This window comes from Pseudodonghicola flavimaris, assembly GCF_030164425.1.
Lineage (GTDB): Bacteria > Pseudomonadota > Alphaproteobacteria > Rhodobacterales > Rhodobacteraceae > Pseudodonghicola > Pseudodonghicola flavimaris.
This window is the reverse complement of the sequence record NZ_JASNJD010000008.1, coordinates 128021-144382: the sequence shown is the minus strand read 5'-3', so window position 1 is coordinate 144382 and position 16362 is coordinate 128021. Positions and strand designations below refer to the sequence as shown.

Sequence of the window (16362 nt, the reverse complement as noted above, 5' to 3'; positions counted from 1 at the left end):
TGCAGCCAACAGAAACCTATTGCTATTCCGATGACGACGCGCTCTTTTGAATTGGACGAAAATCATGCCCAAGGCCATTTTCAGGATACTGAAAGGATGAGTCGACCGGGCTCAGTAGATCAAGGAACACGTCATGAAGAAGATGCGTCTCGGGCTCTCGATGCGGTACCACGGCTACCATGTCGCCGCATGGCGCCATCCTGACTACGTGCCGGGCTGCAACGTCGATTTCCGCAGCTATCGCGACATCGCCCGGGCTGCCGAAGCCGAAAAGCTGGACATGATCTTCTTCGCCGACGGCGTGGCGGTGCGCGGCACCGATCAACCCGAAGGCGCCCTCAGCCATGACATGCGCAACGCCGAACTGGAGCCGCTGACCCTGCTGTCCGCCATCGCGGCGACCACGGATCACATCGGCTTGGTCGCCACCGCGTCGACCACCTACAATGAGCCTTTCCATATCGCGCGGAAATACGCCTCGCTCGACCATATCTCCGGCGGCCGCGCCGGCTGGAACGTGGTGACCTCCTGGTCCGACCAGGAAGCGCTGAACTTCAACAAGACCGAGAACCTGCCCCGCGAGGAGCGCTATGCCCGCGCCGCGGAATTCGTGCAGGTGGCCAAGGGACTGTGGGACAGCTGGGACGCCGATGCCTTCACTTACGACAAGGACAGCGGCCAGTTCTACGATCCAGCGAAGATGCATGTGCTCGACCATCACGGCGCCTTCTTCAACGTGCGCGGGCCGCTGAACTCCTGCCGCACGCCGCAGGGCCGCCCGCTGATCGTGCAGGCCGGCGCCTCGAACCAGGGCCGTGACATCGCCGCGCAACATGCCGATGTGGTCTATACCGTGTCGCAGACCGTCGAAGAGGCGCGCAGCTTCTACGCCGACCTCAAGGCGCGGGCGGCCGAATTCGACCGTATCGACAACGCGCCGCTGATCATGCCCGGCATCACCATCTATACCGGCGCGACGCAGGAAGAGGCTCAGGCGCGTTTCGACGAGCTGCAGGCGCTGATCGACCCGCTGGCCGGGCTCAACATCCTCTACACCTTCTGCGGCGACCTCTCCGGCTACGATCTCGACGGGCCGGTGCCCGAGCATATCTTCGAAGACAAGATCACCATCGGCAGCGGCCTGCTGGCCAAGGCCAAGGCCGAGAACCTGACGATCCGCCAGCTCTACGAGAGCACAGCGGCGGGCTTCACCGGCCGCTACATCATCGGCACGGCCGAAACCGTCGTGGACGATCTGCAGCACTGGTTCGAAACCGGCGCCGCCGATGGCTTCAACATCTGCCCACCGCTGCTGCCGCAGGGGATGGACGACATGAGCCGTTACATCCTGCCCGAACTGCGCCGCCGCGGATTGTTCCGGACCGAATACGAGGGCGAAACGCTGCGGCAGAACCTCGGTCTCTCCTGAGACCCGTCGCGCCGGGCGGCCCCTGTCCGGTGCCAAGACCAGATCAACAAGGCCCAAAGGGCCATCAACCGACAGGGAAACCGACATGACCAACCAGATCTCGCGCCGTCGCGTCTTGCAGGGCATCACCGCCCTGCCCTTCGCCGGCTCGCTCTCGCTTTCGGCCCGCGCCGCGCTGGCCCAGTCGACGACGATGACCGCAGCAATCACTGGCTACAGCGTCATCAACTCGCTCGATCCGGCCAAGGCCTCGCTGATCCCCGAATTCTATGTCATCTGGGGCGTGTTCAACGGCCTGATGAAATTCGACGATGAGATGAACGTCGTTCCCGATCTGGCCGAGACCGTCACCGCGCTCGACGGCGGCGGTTACGAGTTCAAGCTGAAGTCCGGGGTGAAATTCCACGATGGCAGCGAGCTCACTGCCGAGGACGTCAAGTTCACCTTCGACCGGGTGATGGACAAGGAAACCGCCTCGCCCAACGCCGGCAAGCTGGGCAAGGTGAGCAAGGTCGAAGTCGTCGATCCGCTCACCGTGCGCATCCTCACCGAAGGATCCTATGCGCCGCTGCTGACCTTCCTGACCAATGCCCGCACCGGCACCCAGATCATCTCCAAGGCCGCTTTCGAGGCGATGGGGGCCGAGGCCTTCTCCCGTGCCCCGGTGGGCACCGGCGCCTGGAAGGTCAGCGACTGGCGCGCCGGCGAGGGGCTGACGCTCTCCGCGCACCCCGACTATTTCGAGGGCAAGCCGGGATTCGAAACCGTCGAGGTGCCACTGATCGCCGAGGAGGCCTCGGGCGTGACCGCCCTGCAGGGGGGCCAGATCGACATGACCTCGACCGCACCCGCCGCCGATGTCTCCATGCTGATGCAGGACTCCAAGATCCAGGTGCTGCGCCAGCCCGGTCTGAATACCCGCTTCATCTCGATCAACCTCAAGAAAGCCCCCTTCGACGACATCCACTTCCGCCGGGCCGTCTCGATGGCATTCCAGCGCGAGGCGATGGTGCAGGCGGTGATCTTCGGCGAAGGGGTGCCTGCGCAGGGGGTGATCCCGCCGCAGCTGCCGGCCTATTACTCGACCGAACCGCGCGCCTACATGAAGTTCGACCCGGCCGCCGCCAAGGCCGAGATGGCGAAATCGAAGTACAAACCCGAAGAGGTCGAGGTGGGCGTGATCACCTGGTCCGGCGGCTGGTGGAAACGCTTCGCCGAGATCTTCGTGGCGCAGGTCAACCAGACACTGGGCACCAAGTTCAAGGTCGAGGTCACCGATGCCAACACCGCCTATGCGCGGCAGAAGTCCGGCGATTTCGAGGCCGGCGTCTGGGGCTGGCTGGGGATGGTCGACCCGGACGAATATGTCGGCGATCTCCTCACCTCGACCGGCTGGCGCAACTTCCAGGGCTATTCCAACCCCGAGGTGGATCAGCTGGCGGCGCAGGGTCTGGCCGAAACCGATCCCGCCAAGCGCCCCGAGTATTACAAGAAGGCCGAGGCCATCGCCATGGATGAGGTCGCGCTGATCCCCTGCTTCTGCTCCAACATCCACAACCTGTTGCGGGCCGATCTGGAGGGGTTCGTGCAGAAGCCCTACTCCAACTTCGCCGACCAGTTCCGCAGCATGAAGCTGAGCTGACCCGGCATGTCCGAACTGCTCGGCACGCAGGCGAAGGCCCCCGGCCTCAGCGAACGCTGGGGGCCTGTCGCGCTCTATCTTCTCAAGCGTCTGCTGAGCGGCGCGCTGGTGCTGCTGGCCGGCACCGCGGCGGTGTTTTTCACCATTCAGGCGGCGCCGGGGGATCCGGCGCTGTCCGCCCTCGGTGAACAGGCCACCCCTGAGGCGATTGCCGCCTTCCGCGCCGAATACGGGCTCGATGCCCCGCTGATGGTGCAATATGTCCGCTGGCTGCTCGGGTTCTTTCAGGGCGACCTCGGCCAGTCTCTGGCGGTTGCCCGGGGCATGCCCGTGGGGGCGCTGGTACTGCAGAAGCTGCCGGCGACGGTCTTCGTCGGGTTCTTTGCGCTGTTTCTCGCCGTTGTGTTGTCGCTGGTCCTGGGCACGCTCGCCGCTCTCAACCGCGGCAAGGCCACCGATACGATCGCCACTTCGATCGCCGTCTTCGGCGTCTCGATGCCGGACTTCTGGATGAGTTACGTGCTGATCTTCGGCCTGTCGCTGGGGCTCGGGCTGTTCCCCGCCTTTGGCTACGTCGCCCCCTCGACCAGCCTGACCGGCGCCCTGCACGCCACCTTCCTGCCCGCGCTGGCCATCGCCGCGCCGATGGCCGCGGTGTTTGCCCGGACCCTGCGGGCGGTGCTGATCGAGACGCTGTCCAAGCCCTATGTCACCGCGGCGAAGTCGTTCGGTCTGCGCAGACCCTTCATCCTGGTGCATTTCGTGCTGCGCAACGCCATGGTCCCCTATCTGACCGTCGTCGGCCTTCAGATCCGCTACATCCTCGGCGGCGTCGTGGTGGTCGAGCGGATTTTCGGCATTCCCGGCATCGGGTCGCTGATGGTCGATGGCGCCTTCGCGCGCGACTACAACGTCCTGCAGGCCTGCACCGTTGTGTTCCTTGCCATCGTTCTGCTGGTTAACGTCGCCGTCGATATGATCTGCGCCCTGCTCGATCCGAAACAGACCGTGAAATGAAGGCACCCGCATGACTTCTTTCCGCCGCTTCCTGCAACACCGCACCGGTGTGATCGGCCTGCTCATCGTGGTGATCGTCGCCCTGGCCGTGCTGATCGGCCCGGCGCTGATCCCCTACGGCCCCGAAGACATGGATTTCATGGCCATGCTCGCGCCCCCCAGCGCGGCCCATCCCTTCGGGACCGACAGCTTCGGGCGCGATGTGCTGTCGCGCGTGTTGCTGGGCGGCCGCGTGTCCTTGCTCATCAGCTTCACCGCCATCCTCATCGCGGCGGTTCTGGGGTCGTGGATCGGCATCCTCTCCGGCTACCACATGGGCTGGACGGACGGGGTTCTGATGCGGGTGATGGACCTGCTGTTCTCCTTCCCCAGCTTCATCCTGGCGATGCTGCTGATGGTGCTCTTCGGATTTTCCTCAGCGAATATCATCGCCGCCATCGCCCTGGTCTATCTGCCGATCTTCGCCCGGATCGCCCGCAACACCACGCTTCTGATCCGCGAAGAGCCCTTCATTCAGGCCTCGCGACTGATGGGAAGACGCCCCGCCGCCATCATGCTGACGGAGATCCTGCCGAACATCTCGGCGCCGATCATGGTTCAGGCCTCGGTCGGGTTCGCCTTCGCCATCATCCTCGAGGCCGGGCTCAGCTTCATCGGCCTCGGCGTGCAGCCGCCGACGCCGTCGCTGGGCGGGATCATGTCCGACGGGCGGGAGTATTTCTCCCGCGCGCCCTGGGTGCTGACCATGAGCGGCATGGCGATTTCGGTGGCCCTGCTTGGCATCAACCTGCTCGGCGACGGTCTGCGCGACCTCACCGACCCCAAGCTGCGCGAGAGGACCTGAGCCATGCGCGTCCCGTTACTGGAGATTCAGGGCCTGCGCGTCGGGTTCGGACGCGGCGCCTATCGCAAGGAGGTGCTGCACGGCGTCGACCTGAGACTGGAACGCGGCGAGATCCTCGGGATCATCGGCGAATCCGGCTCCGGCAAGACGATGACAGGCATGGCACTGCTGCGGCTGCTGCCCGAAAGCGCCCAGGTGGATCAGCAGGAGATGCTGTTCGACGGCTCCGACTTGCCCGGTCTCGACGAAATCGCCTTCGGCAGCCTGCGCGGCGTGCGCATGGCGATGATCTTTCAGGACCCGGTAGGATCGTTCAACCCGGCCAAGCGCATCGGCTGGCACTTCCGCCAGGTGATGAAACGCGCCGAGGTTGCCGGGATGAAATCGCACACCACCGGCGACTACCGCAGCCGGGCGATCACGCTGATGCAGGAAGTCGGCATCCGGCGCGCCGAGGAATCGATCGATCTCTATCCGCATCAGCTGTCGGGCGGGATGCTGCAACGCGCGCTGATCGCGCTGGTGCTGGCGCTGGAGCCCGATCTCATCGTCGCGGACGAGCCCACAACCAACCTCGACAAGGTGGTCGAGCATCAGATCCTCTCGCTCTTCAAACAGATCCAGCAACGGCTCAACGCCGGGATGATCTTCGTCACCCACGACATGGCGGTCGCCGCCTCGCTCTGCGACCGCATCGCCGTGATGCGCTATGGCGAGGTGCTGGAGGTCGCCGAGGCACAGAAACTCTTTGCCGATCCGCAGCACGATTACACCAAGCTGCTGATCGCCACCGCGCGCGAACTCTCGACGCCCTCCGGCCCGCGCCAGGAACCGGGCAAGGACAAGCCACCGCTTTTCGAGGTGAAGAACCTGTCGCTGGTCTTTCCGCCGTCCGGGCCGCGCCCCGCCTTCCGGGCGCTCGATGACATCTCTCTGGACATCCGCCAGGGCGAGGTGATCGGCCTCGTCGGTGAATCCGGCTCGGGCAAGACCACGCTGGGGCGCGCGCTGCTGCGGCTCTACCGGCCGAGCGGCGGGACGATCCGGTACAAGGGCCAGGACATCACCCTGGCCTCCGAACACGCGCTGCGTCCACTGCGGCGGGATCTGCAGATGGTGTTCCAGGACCCAGGCGGCTCGTTCAACCCGCGCAAGCTGATGAAGGAGTCCCTGGCCGAGGCCCTACGCGCCGCGGGGGTCAGGGACAAGCGCGAGATCGCCGCCCGCAGCGCAGCGCTTCTCGAACGAGTGCGGCTGTCGGAAGAACACGGCGAACGCTTCCCGCACGAGTTGTCGGGCGGCCAGCTGCAGCGCGTCGCCATCGCCCGCGCGGTGGCGCTCGACCCGACGCTGATCGTGGCGGATGAGGCGGTGTCCAAGCTCGACGTCTCGGTGCGCGCCGGGGTGCTCGACCTCTTTCGCGACATTCAGCGTGAAAAGCAGCTCTCGATGATCTTCATCACCCATGATCTCGAAGTCGCCCGCTACATGTGCGACCGCATCGCCGTGCTCTATCACGGCAAGCTGCTCGAACTCGGCCCGACCGAGGAGGTCTTCACCAATCCCTCCGACGATTATACCCGCACCCTGCTGGAAACGCTGGAATATTCCCTTGGCGGCAGAAATTTCGGACAGGCAGACTATGGTGCCGCGGCACGGAGGGTCAGCCATGCGGATTAAATACATCGATGCCTCTGAGATGATGGCTAATGTGCTGGCCGAGCTGCCGCCAGAGCCGCGCCTCTCGGTCCATATCGGCGATCCCGATGACGATGGCGTGGTCGACCTCGCGGCTGAGGCCGAGGTCATCCTCAACGGGCACACGACGATGAGCGCCGATCTGCTGGCCCGCCTGCCGGCGCTGCGCAAGATCGTCTTCCTCGGCACCGGGGCAAGTTCCTACATCGACATGGAGGCGGCGGCGACACTGGGGATCGCGGTGGAAAATGTCACCGGATACGGTGATCGCTCAGTTGCCGAAATGGCGCTGGCCCTGCTTCTCGACTGCGCCCGGCGCGTCACCCAGATGGACCGCGAGCTGCGCGCCGGCCTGTGGGAGCCGCGCGAGGGGCTGCTGCTGCAGGGGCGCCGGCTGGGATTGATCGGCTTCGGCGGGATCGGCACGGAGATGGCCCATATCGGTCGCGCGCTGGGGATGGAAATCGCGATCTGGAACCGCTCCGAGGTTGCCGCAGACTGGCGGGACTGCCAAAGGTCCCTGGAGGAGGTGCTGGCCAGTTCGGATATGATCTCCCTGCATCTGGCGCTCACCCCGCAGACCCGCGGCTTTCTCGACGCCCAGGCCTTCGCAGCGATGAAGCCTGGGGCGATCTTCGTCAACACCGCCCGTGGCGCCCTGGTCGACGAGGCTGCGCTGATCGCGGCGCTGCGGTCCGGGCATGTCGCGCAGGCCGGGCTCGATGTGTTCGAGACCGAACCGCTGCCTGCGGAGTCGCCGCTGCGCGACTGCCCCAACCTCGTGCTCGCGGCACATGCCGGGTTCAAGACCCGTGACGCCGCCCGGACCCTTCTGGCCAAAGCACTGGCAAAGATCGATTAACGGCCAAGCGCATCCAACATCTCGAACCAGGCCGTGACACCGCGCACGCCGACGGCGCGCAGGCCGAAGAACGGCACCTCCGGCGGACGGGCCCGCAGGATGAGAGAGAGTTCGGGATCAGCACCGGCGATCAACTGCCCCATGCGATGCCCGACAAGGCCGGACATGGCGACACCGGTGCCGTTGAACCCCGCTGCATAGAACACCCGGTCGGACAGCTTGCCCGCCTGCGGCAAGGCATCGAAGGTCAGCGCCACATGGCCGGACCACCGCTTGTCGATGGCAATACCTTCGAGCGCCGGGAAAATCCGCCGCATTGCCGCCTCAAGCCGGGTGAAGGCGGCCGGCGCGTCGACCGCCCCCAGCGCCCCGCGCCCACCGAACAGCAGCCGCCCGTCGACCTTGCGGAACCAGCGCATCATGCGCCGGGTCTCGGTATAGCTGCGCCCCTTCGGGCAGAGGATCGCATCCAGATCGGCGGGAAGCGGTTCGGTCGCGATCATCGCGCTGCGGAACGGCACCAGCATCCGCCGCACCCGCCCCGTTGCCGGCGTCAGGGACGAATAGGCATTGGTGGCCAGCAGCACCCGCCCGGCGGTGACGGTGCCGCCCGGCACACGCAGCTGCACCTCAGCTCCGCGCTCGGAAAGGTCGAGAACCGGGGTCCGCGGATGCACCGCGACACCTTCGCGCGCCACGGCGGCGGCCAGCGCGCGCAGGTAGCGCAGTGGCTGGATCACCCCGCCCTGTCCCGCCAGCACCGCGCCGCAGAAGTCGCGGCTGCCGGTCTCGGCCTCCGTCTCCTGCCGGTCCAGAACCCGCAGGTCGCGTTCGCCCAATGTGGCCCGCAACCAGTCGGCCTCTTCCCGCGCATGGGCAAAAGCCGCCTCCGTATGCGCGCATTTGAGCGCCCCGGTCCGTTCGAACCCCGCCTCCAGCCCGAAGCGCTGCAAGGTGGCGATGAGATGCACCACGCTGGCCTGCGCGATCTCGTGCATGGTCCGCGCGGTGTCGAGCCCATGGCTGGCGGCGATATCGCGATAGGAGCGCCGGAACTTCGCCGACACCACACCACCGTTGCGGCCGCTGCCGCCCAGCCCCAGGGAGCCGGCATCGAGCACGGCCACGCTCTGCCCGGCGCCGGCCAGGGCCAAGGCGGCGTGCAGCCCGCAGAACCCGGCTCCCACGACAACGGTATCGACTTTCAGATCACCGGCGAGGGCGGGCAAATCCGGCGCCGCCGGCGCACTGGCAGCCCAGAGCGACTCCGCCTCCGGGGGCAGCAGCACCGTCATTTCGCGAAGGCCGCCTCGACCCTGTCGGCCAGCTCGGCCAGCGAGGTCAGATGCAGATCGGGCGTGGTGACAACCGGCGGGGTCGGCGTGCCGCCAAAGCCGTTCTGGTCATGGCGCCGCTCGATCCAGCAGGTTTTGTAGCCCAGCGAGTGCGCAACGCCGATGTCATGGTGCTGGCTCTGCGCCACATGCAGGATGTCCTCCTGCTTGAACCCGAAGGCGGACTGACGGCCCCGGTTGTAATCGAAGAAACGCGGATCGGGCTTGGAGCAGCGCGCCTCGTCGCAGGTGATCGCATCGTCGAAGGGCAGACCCAAGCTGTGGGCATAGGCGCTGTAGGCCACCCGGTCGGCATTGGTCATCGCCACCAGCCGGTAGTAACGCCGCAGCCGCGCCAGGGCCTCAACCGAATCCGGAAATACCGGCAGGTTCAGGATCGCCGCCTGAAACCCCGCGGCCGCCATTTCGGACATGTCCAGGTCCAGCACCTTGGCGACCTGCAAATAGACATCGCCGAAGGCTTCGCTGGTGCGGCCATGGTAAAGGTCGCGCGCCTCGACATAGGGCGCGAAGATGCTGTCGTCATCGAGTCCGGCCGCCTTCGGACCACCGAAGCGGCGAATGCCATCGAGCACGCCGCGCTCGAAATCCACGCAGGTGCCGACGATGTCGAAGGTGAGAACTTTGAAACGGGTGAGGTCCATATCCGGCTCCATCAGAGGTTCGTGCTTATGCCGATCCTGCGCCCGGACCCGGCGTTTCTCCAATCGACAAATCCTTGGGCCTTCCATAACATCAGCGCATGTCTGGACTCCGCCGCAAGCTGCCCTCGGCCAACGCGCTCTTCGTGTTCGAAGCAGCCGCCCGGCACGAGAACTTTTCCCATGCGGCAGATGAGCTCAACGTCACGCAACCGGCGGTCAGCCGAACCATCGCCGCGCTCGAAACGCATCTGGGCATCGCGCTGTTCCGGCGCGGCAAGGCGGGCGCGCACCTGACCGCAGAGGGGCAGCAGCTCTGCCACGTGGTCACCGGTGCCTTTGAAAACATCGGTGCCGAGCTCGATGCACTGGCCAGCCGCCGGGATGGCAAGGTGGCGCTCACCCTCTCGGTCTCGACCGCCTTCACTGCCCATTGGCTGATGCCCCGGATCGAACGGGTGCGGGCGGCGTTTCCCAATGTCGATCTCAGGTTCCAGCTGATCCCCGGCCCGGTCGACGGCCCGTCCGACGGTGTCGATCTGGCCATGCGCTATCTGACGCGGGATCCGGGGGACGCGCTTTTCATCATGCGAGAGGCGCATATCCCGGTCTGTATCCCCGCCTTGCGGGACAGCGCCGCCCGTGGCGAGGCCACGCGCATCCTGCTCGACCCCGAAGGCAGTGCCGCGCGGGGAGAGCGCAGCCTCCACTTCGCAGATTACGCCATCGTGCTTCAGGGGGCGATGATCGGACAGGGGGTGGCGGAGGGCTGGCTCAACGTTGTCGCCCACTGGCTGCGCGAAGGCCATCTCTGTCCCTGCGACGAGACGCTCACTGTCACCACAAGGGATTGCTATCTGCTGAACCATGCCCCGCCGGAGCGTCGTGGTGTGACGGCGGCGCTGGCCGATTGGCTCCGGTCAGAACTGCACACGGACCTTGCCTTGCTGGACGCGGCCTATCCTCAGCTTGGCATCTTGCATCTTTGTACGCCCAGAACCGCGCCCGATATCGGCCCGACCGCCTGAAACCGCCTGGAAATCACCCGGCCACTTCCCCTCCGCCGCCGGCCCCGCAGCGGCGCATTCGATCCGTCGTTTTCACTCATAGCCGGTTCACTCAGGGGACGGCTGCGCATCGGCCGGGATCAGGAAAACCAGAAATCCGAGCTGTCCAGATCGGCCTTCTGGACCCCGAGCAGGGTGATGGTGTTGGAGGCATCCACCGTGATCACGGTGTTGGCGCCGACATCCGCAGTATGGCTCAGCAGATCGGCGTAATCGGCGATCAGCCCGCTGGAGATCGCGATCACATCGGCATCGCCGGTCGCGCCGGCATGAAACCCGTTGATCCTGTCGTGGCCGAAGCCGGCGGTGAAGATGAAGGTATCGCTGCCGCCACCGCCGTTCATGGTGTCATTGCCGCCATTGCCCCTCAGCGTATCGTCACCGAGCCCGCCGTAGAGCGCGTCGTTGCCGGTGCTGCCGGTGATCACATTGTCCAGCGTGTTGCCGCCCAGCACCTGACCGGCGACGGAGGTGCCGGTCAGATTCTCGATATTGGCGAGGGTGCCGAGGCTGTAGGAGGCCAGGTCGGTCTCCACCGTGTCGGTACCGCCCCCCGCGTTCTCGATCACCCCGTCGCCGGCATCGTCGACGACATAGGTATCGTCACCGGCGCCGCCGCTCATCATGTCGGCGCCGGCGCCACCGTCCAGCCTGTCGTTCCCGGCCTTGCCGGAGAGCGTATCGTCGCCGTCGGCGCCGGTGATCGCGTTGTCGCGGCTGTTGCCTGACAGCGACTGGCCGGCGTTGGAGGTGCCGGTGAGGTTCTCCACATTGCGATCGGTCAGGGCAAAGCTGGCGAGACGGGTCATCACCGTGTCGCTACCTTCGCCGGCGGCCTCGACAATGACGTCGTCGGTGTCGTTGATGATATATGTGTCGTCGCCGGTGCCGCCGATCAGGATATCCTCGCCGCGGCCGCCATGCAGCGTGTCGTCATCGGCTCCGCCATCCAGCGTATCGTCCCCGGCGCCGCCGCGCAGCAGGTCGTTGCCGTCGTCGCCAAAAACCGTCCCCTCGACGACCCCCTCAAAGCGCCCGCGATAGAGGTCGTCGCCCGCCCCCATGCGAAGATCGCCGGCGATCACCCCGGCATTGCGCAGGACATCCGCGCCCGCGGCCATGTCGATGTCGCCCTGGACGTGGCTGCCGGTACGGCCCTGGAACAGATCCGCACCGCCGCTGAGAGCCACCGCCCCGGTCAACACGCCCGCGTTCAGGATTGTGGTCGAGACCGGCGTCGCCGCCACGGCGTCCTGTACCCTCAGGACCGTTGTGCCACCGGTGACACCGATGCTCCCCTTGTTGACGATCCGCACCGCACCGCTGTCGTAGAGGAGGTCGAGCGCCAGATCCGGCGCAAGGATCGTGCCGGCGTTCCGAATGTCCAGCGCCCCCGGCACGCTCCCGGGCCACAGGCTCTGGACGGTCCCGAGAATGTCACCACTGTTGACCAGCAGCGCATCCGCCGCCAGCACCACCGCAGAGGTCTGGCTCTCGATCACCCCATGGTTCACCAGCAGGGCATCGGCTCCACCGACCTGCGCAGCCTGGCGATCCGCCAGGATCGTGCCCCGGTTGATCAGGCGCGCGCCCTCGCCCGAGGCGGCCAGGACCCCCCGGCCATAGGGGGAATCGATGAGACCATCGTTCACCACCTTGGAGGGGAACCCGGCTCCGGCATCCGTGTTCGACAGAATTACCGCCCAGTTACCCGCAGTTTCCGCGGTCACCGTTCCGGTGTTCTTGATCGTGCCCGTTCCCAGAAGATAGAGGCCGCTGTCATCGGCGATGACCTCGCCGCGATTCACGATCAGGTTTTCCCGCCCGAGCAGCACGATGCCGCTGCCCAGTTCGGATTGGATCCTCCCGGTATTGAGGATCTTGGTGCCATTGATGTCGGTCGATGCCATCGTCGGGGCGCCGAACTGGTCGAGTGGTCCCATCGCCGAGATCACATCGCTGCGGGCGCGCAGCGTGCCGCTGTTGACGATGCTGTTGTCGAGCCCTTCGAGCAGCAGCGCATGTTCGGAACGCCCCTCGATCGTGCCGCTGTTCTCCAGGTCGAGCCGGTTGCCAAGCGCATGGACGCCCGACGAATAGCCGGTCACCGTTCCCGAATTGGTAAGGCCATGCTCCGGAACCGCGGAGGCAAGATCGATACCGACGCCGCCGCTGGAGATCAGCCCCGCGTTCGCGATTGAGATGGCGAAGGCGCTGCTGGCGCTGGCACCGACATAGTGGACACCACCGACGCCGCCCTGGATCGTCCCGGTGTTGGTCAGGGCCACCGCCGCCCGATCTATATTGAGCCCGTATTGCGCCCCGCTCAGCATTCCGGTGTTCGAGACCAGGGACTGACCCGCGATGGCCCCGGAGTCGGCGATGGAAATCGCATTGGCGCTGGAACTGGTGATCTGCCCGGAGTTGTCGACGATGACACGGCCGTCCGCGAAATACAGCGCGCTGCCTCGTGTCGCGATCTCACCGCTGTTGGCGATGCTGCCGCCGAGCAGCCCGGAAATCCCGCCATCGCCTGCGCTGATCGTGCCCGCGTTCACGACACTATTGTTGGCCCCGGACAGGGTGATCGAATAGGAGACGGATGCTAGCGCGCCATTATTGACGATCGCGTTGTTGGCGCCTGACACCGCCATCGCGCCCAGGAAGCCGGAGACAGTTGCGCTCTGGCTGACGGTGACAGCATTGTAATCGCCAAATACGATGCCGTCACCATTGCGGGCGGCGATGTCCCCCTTGATCGTGGCAATCGACCACGACCCGAAGACCAGCCCATTGCCGGACGAGCCCGACGCCGTGAGCCGCACCCCCTCCCGCACAAGGATGACATCATAGTCCCCGCCGGTGACCGCGTCAGCATTGGCCGCGGTGACATCCGTCGTCGTCGGGATCAGAAGGCTATTGGACATCCCCTGCCCTCCATAGGTTGACCTGGAGACAATTGACCTAGCGTTAACCTTACGTTTGCCACAGCCGACCTGTCAATTTGCCCGGTCACACCATCCTGGCCGCCCCGACCCCCTGAGGGGCCACTCAGATCAAGACGTGAAAGCCTGCCAGAAATGGCCGGAACCAACAGTTTGCCGGTCCTTGCCTGTTGCTTGACCCTCTCCCCTGCAAGACCCCCGAAGACCTCTGCAAACGGCGGCAGGTCCGGAGATCCCCGACGCACTTCAGGTTGAAGTCTGGTCGCGAGGCTGCGGCCCATGACAACCGGGCTGCGCATCGAGAGGCCGACGGCAGAGAAGTTCCGAGAACCTCGCATCCTCGGCCAGCGCGGCATCACCCTTTCCCGACATCCGAAAGACAAATGCGAATTCTCGGCGCGGTAGGTCAAGCCGCACCCCCCTCCCAGAGGGGGCCAACGCCGTCGGGCGAAGCCTTGCCATCGGGAACGCATCAGACCGACTGCGCCCAGGAACTGCCACAGAGGTGATCATTTTCGCGTCTCCCGCCAACCCATATGCCCACAAATTACGCAAACCCTCCCGCACCTCAATTACTTAACTTTTCTACTATTAACTTTTCAACGGAATCGATGCTCGCCTGTGGTCAGGCAACGACCAACAGGAGAGTAAAAAAAATGACCAAACTGAATCGCCGCGGATTCCTCCTCGCTAGCGGCGCCACAGCCGCCACCCTATCCGCCCCGTCGATCCTGCGCGCAGCAGCCGATACCATCAAGGTGGGCGGGCTGCATGACCTGTCCGGACCGCTCGATGCCTCGGGCATTCCGATGAACCAGGTCCTCAAGCTGGCGATCGACGAAGTGAACGCCACCGGCGGCCTGCTGGGCAAAGAGGTCGAGGCGGTGATCTACGACCCGCAATCGAACATGTCGCTCTATTCGCAATACGCCACGCAGATGGCGCTGAAGGACCGCGTTGCGGTCGTTCAGGGCGGCATCACTTCCGCCAGCCGGGAAACCATCCGCCCGATCTTCCACCGCTACCAGACGCTCTACTTCTACAACACCCTCTACGAGGGCGGTGTCTGCGACCGCAACGAGATCACCCTGGGCACCACGCCGGCACAGACCGTCGAGCAGCTGATCCCGCATGCGATGAACCTCTGGGGCAAGAAGGTCTACACCATCGCGGCGGACTACAACTACGGCCATATCACCGCGGCTTGGGTAAAACGCTATGTCGAGGCGAATGGCGGCGAGGTTTTGGAAACCGAGTTCTTCCCGCTCGACGTGACCCAGTTCGGCTCCACCATCTCCAAGATCCAGGCCGCCAAGCCCGACCTCGTGCTGTCGGCGCTGGTCGGCACCGCGCACCTGGGCTTCTACCGCCAGTGGGCGGCCTCCGGCATGAAGGCGGAGATCCCGATCGCCTCGACCACCTTCGCCGCCGGCGGCACCGACGCGGTCATCCTGACGCCCGAGGAAGGCAACGGCATCCTCACCAGCTACGGCTACTACACCTCGATCGACAACCCGACCAACGCCGCCTTCAAGGCCAAGGTCAAGGAAGCCTATCCGGACGATACCCCGATCCTGTCGGAACTGTCCGAGGTGACCTGGGAAGGCATCATGGTCTGGGCCGACGCGGTGCGTACCGCTGGCTCGCTCGACCGGGAGGCGCTGCTCGAGGTGATGGAATCCGGCAAGAGCTACGACATGCCCGCCGGCAAGGTCTCGATCGACCCGAAAACCCACCATGCGATCCGCGATGTCTATCTGGCCGAACTGCAGGATCAGGAATTCATCATCAAGGAGACCTTCCCGCAGGTGCAGCCGAAGGACACCCAGATGGTCTGCAACCTGGAAGAGACCCCCGATGCCAACGTGCATCACGAGATCAGCCTGAACTGACCCACTCCCCCCCTGAGGCAGGGCGCCGTGACCCTTCGCGGTCCGCACGCCCTGCCCCTTTTTACTCACGTCCTGCACAAGCGTCGGAGGCCACGGATGGATTATGTCCTGATCATCGTCATCGAAATGCTGCGCGCCATCTCGTGGCTGGTGCTGCTGGCCTCCGGGCTGGCCATCATCTTCGGCATGATGCGCGTCATCAACTTCGCCCATGGGGAGTTCCTCATGCTGGGCGGCTATATCACCATCATGTCGCATAACGCCGGCGTGAACCTGTGGATCGCCATGCTGGTGCTGGCGCCGCTCTGCGTCGGCATCTTCGGCATTCTGGTGGAGCGGTTCATCATCCGCTTTCTCTACGGCCGCATCCTCGACAGCCTGCTGGCCACCTGGGGCCTGAGCCTGCTGATGGTGGGCGGTGTCACCCTGGTCTTCGGCAACACGGTACAGGGCGTGTCCACCCCGCTGGGCGGCGTGTCGATCGGCGCCTATCAGGTGCCATTCTACAACTTCGTGCTGATCGGCTTTGCCGCGGTGCTGATGCTGGCGATCTGGTCGGTGCTGAAATTCACCAAGGCCGGGCTGATCGCGCGAGCCACGATGCAGAACCCCGACATGGCCGAAACCCTCGGCATCCGCACCTCTTGGGTCTATATGGCGACCTTCGGCATCGGTTCGGCCGTCACCGGGCTGGCCGGCGGGCTGCTGGCGCCGCTGACCGGCGTGGTGCCCTCCATGGGGGTCAACTTCGTCGGCCAGAGCTTCATCACCGTCATCACCGGCGGCGCCTCGATGATCGCCGGCACGCTGTCCGCCTCGACCCTGCTGGGCACCATCAGCCAGGGCATGACCTTTCTCACCGGGCCGGTCTACGGCGACGCGGCACTGCTGCTGACGGCGCTGGTGCTGCTGCGGGTGCTGCCGCAGGGCATTACCGGGCGCATTTTCAAGAAATCTCTCTGAGGAACCG

General features: G+C 65.3%; 12 protein-coding genes. 9 read left to right on the top strand and 3 right to left on the bottom strand.

What is annotated here, in order from left to right; translation table 11 throughout:
- The first annotated feature begins 133 nt into the window (after positions 1-133).
- From QO033_RS12825 to QO033_RS12800, 6 genes are all read left to right on the top strand, one after another.
- Positions 134-1429 (top strand): LLM class flavin-dependent oxidoreductase, encoded by a 1296-nt coding sequence (locus tag QO033_RS12825; RefSeq protein ID WP_284481377.1) that lies wholly within the window; start codon positions 134-136, stop codon positions 1427-1429.
- A gap of 85 nt (positions 1430-1514) precedes the next feature.
- On the top strand, positions 1515-3071 hold the full coding sequence (locus tag QO033_RS12820; RefSeq protein ID WP_284481376.1) for an ABC transporter substrate-binding protein: 1557 nt from the start codon (positions 1515-1517) through the stop codon (positions 3069-3071).
- A gap of 6 nt (positions 3072-3077) precedes the next feature.
- Positions 3078-4088 carry an ABC transporter permease gene (locus tag QO033_RS12815; RefSeq protein ID WP_284481375.1) on the top strand — a complete coding sequence of 337 codons (1011 nt, stop codon included), beginning with the start codon at positions 3078-3080 and terminating at the stop codon, positions 4086-4088.
- Positions 4089-4098: 10 nt separating this feature from the next.
- Positions 4099-4932 carry an ABC transporter permease gene (locus tag QO033_RS12810; RefSeq protein WP_284481374.1) on the top strand — a complete coding sequence of 278 codons (834 nt, stop codon included), beginning with the start codon at positions 4099-4101 and terminating at the stop codon, positions 4930-4932.
- A 3-nt stretch (positions 4933-4935) separates the two neighbouring features.
- The gene (locus tag QO033_RS12805; protein ID WP_284481373.1) at positions 4936-6612 is read left to right on the top strand and encodes a dipeptide ABC transporter ATP-binding protein; all 1677 of its coding nucleotides are present in this window, start codon (positions 4936-4938) and stop codon (positions 6610-6612) included.
- On the top strand, positions 6602-7492 hold the full coding sequence (locus QO033_RS12800; RefSeq protein ID WP_284481372.1) for a 2-hydroxyacid dehydrogenase: 891 nt from the start codon (positions 6602-6604) through the stop codon (positions 7490-7492). The genes QO033_RS12805 and QO033_RS12800 overlap by 11 nt, the downstream gene beginning before the upstream one ends.
- Here QO033_RS12800 and QO033_RS12795 read toward each other — a convergent pair.
- Both QO033_RS12795 and QO033_RS12790 read right to left on the bottom strand, forming a co-directional pair.
- A complete protein-coding gene (locus tag QO033_RS12795; RefSeq protein ID WP_284481371.1) occupies positions 7489-8787 on the bottom strand; it encodes an NAD(P)/FAD-dependent oxidoreductase in 1299 nt (432 codons plus the stop codon). The two genes, QO033_RS12800 and QO033_RS12795, sit on opposite strands and share 4 nt — an antisense overlap.
- Positions 8784-9491, bottom strand: coding sequence for an HAD-IA family hydrolase (locus tag QO033_RS12790; RefSeq protein ID WP_284481370.1), 708 nt, complete (start codon positions 9489-9491; stop codon positions 8784-8786). Before QO033_RS12790 ends, QO033_RS12795 begins: the two co-directional genes overlap by 4 nt.
- Positions 9492-9589: 98 nt before the next feature.
- Between QO033_RS12790 and QO033_RS12785 the strand changes: the two genes are divergently transcribed.
- Complete coding sequence (locus tag QO033_RS12785; protein ID WP_284481369.1) at positions 9590-10516, top strand: LysR family transcriptional regulator; 927 nt, start codon at positions 9590-9592, stop codon at positions 10514-10516.
- Between the two features lie 119 nt (positions 10517-10635).
- On the opposite strand, the gene QO033_RS12780 is transcribed toward QO033_RS12785, so the two are convergent.
- On the bottom strand, positions 10636-13482 hold the full coding sequence (locus tag QO033_RS12780; protein WP_284481368.1) for a beta strand repeat-containing protein: 2847 nt from the start codon (positions 13480-13482) through the stop codon (positions 10636-10638).
- Positions 13483-14156: 674 nt separating this feature from the next.
- Between QO033_RS12780 and QO033_RS12775 the strand changes: the two genes are divergently transcribed.
- Positions 14157-15392 (top strand): urea ABC transporter substrate-binding protein, encoded by a 1236-nt coding sequence (locus QO033_RS12775; RefSeq protein WP_284481367.1) that lies wholly within the window; start codon positions 14157-14159, stop codon positions 15390-15392.
- Between the two features lie 96 nt (positions 15393-15488).
- Positions 15489-16355, top strand: a complete 867-nt coding sequence (locus QO033_RS12770; protein ID WP_284481366.1) for a branched-chain amino acid ABC transporter permease — start codon at positions 15489-15491, stop codon at positions 16353-16355.
- The last annotated feature ends 7 nt before the right edge of the window (positions 16356-16362 follow it).

Coding starts and splice junctions, on each gene's coding strand:
- QO033_RS12785 (WP_284481369.1), top strand. CDS start 9,590: ATGTCTGGACTCCGCCGCAAGCTGCCCTCGGCCAACGCGCTCTTCGTG.
- QO033_RS12795 (WP_284481371.1), bottom strand. CDS start 8,787: ATGACGGTGCTGCTGCCCCCGGAGGCGGAGTCGCTCTGGGCTGCCAGT.
- QO033_RS12815 (WP_284481375.1), top strand. CDS start 3,078: ATGTCCGAACTGCTCGGCACGCAGGCGAAGGCCCCCGGCCTCAGCGAA.
- QO033_RS12800 (WP_284481372.1), top strand. CDS start 6,602: ATGCGGATTAAATACATCGATGCCTCTGAGATGATGGCTAATGTGCTG.
- QO033_RS12775 (WP_284481367.1), top strand. CDS start 14,157: ATGACCAAACTGAATCGCCGCGGATTCCTCCTCGCTAGCGGCGCCACA.
- QO033_RS12780 (WP_284481368.1), bottom strand. CDS start 13,482: ATGTCCAATAGCCTTCTGATCCCGACGACGACGGATGTCACCGCGGCC.
- QO033_RS12825 (WP_284481377.1), top strand. CDS start 134: ATGAAGAAGATGCGTCTCGGGCTCTCGATGCGGTACCACGGCTACCAT.
- QO033_RS12805 (WP_284481373.1), top strand. CDS start 4,936: ATGCGCGTCCCGTTACTGGAGATTCAGGGCCTGCGCGTCGGGTTCGGA.
- QO033_RS12810 (WP_284481374.1), top strand. CDS start 4,099: ATGACTTCTTTCCGCCGCTTCCTGCAACACCGCACCGGTGTGATCGGC.
- QO033_RS12770 (WP_284481366.1), top strand. CDS start 15,489: ATGGATTATGTCCTGATCATCGTCATCGAAATGCTGCGCGCCATCTCG.
- QO033_RS12820 (WP_284481376.1), top strand. CDS start 1,515: ATGACCAACCAGATCTCGCGCCGTCGCGTCTTGCAGGGCATCACCGCC.
- QO033_RS12790 (WP_284481370.1), bottom strand. CDS start 9,491: ATGGACCTCACCCGTTTCAAAGTTCTCACCTTCGACATCGTCGGCACC.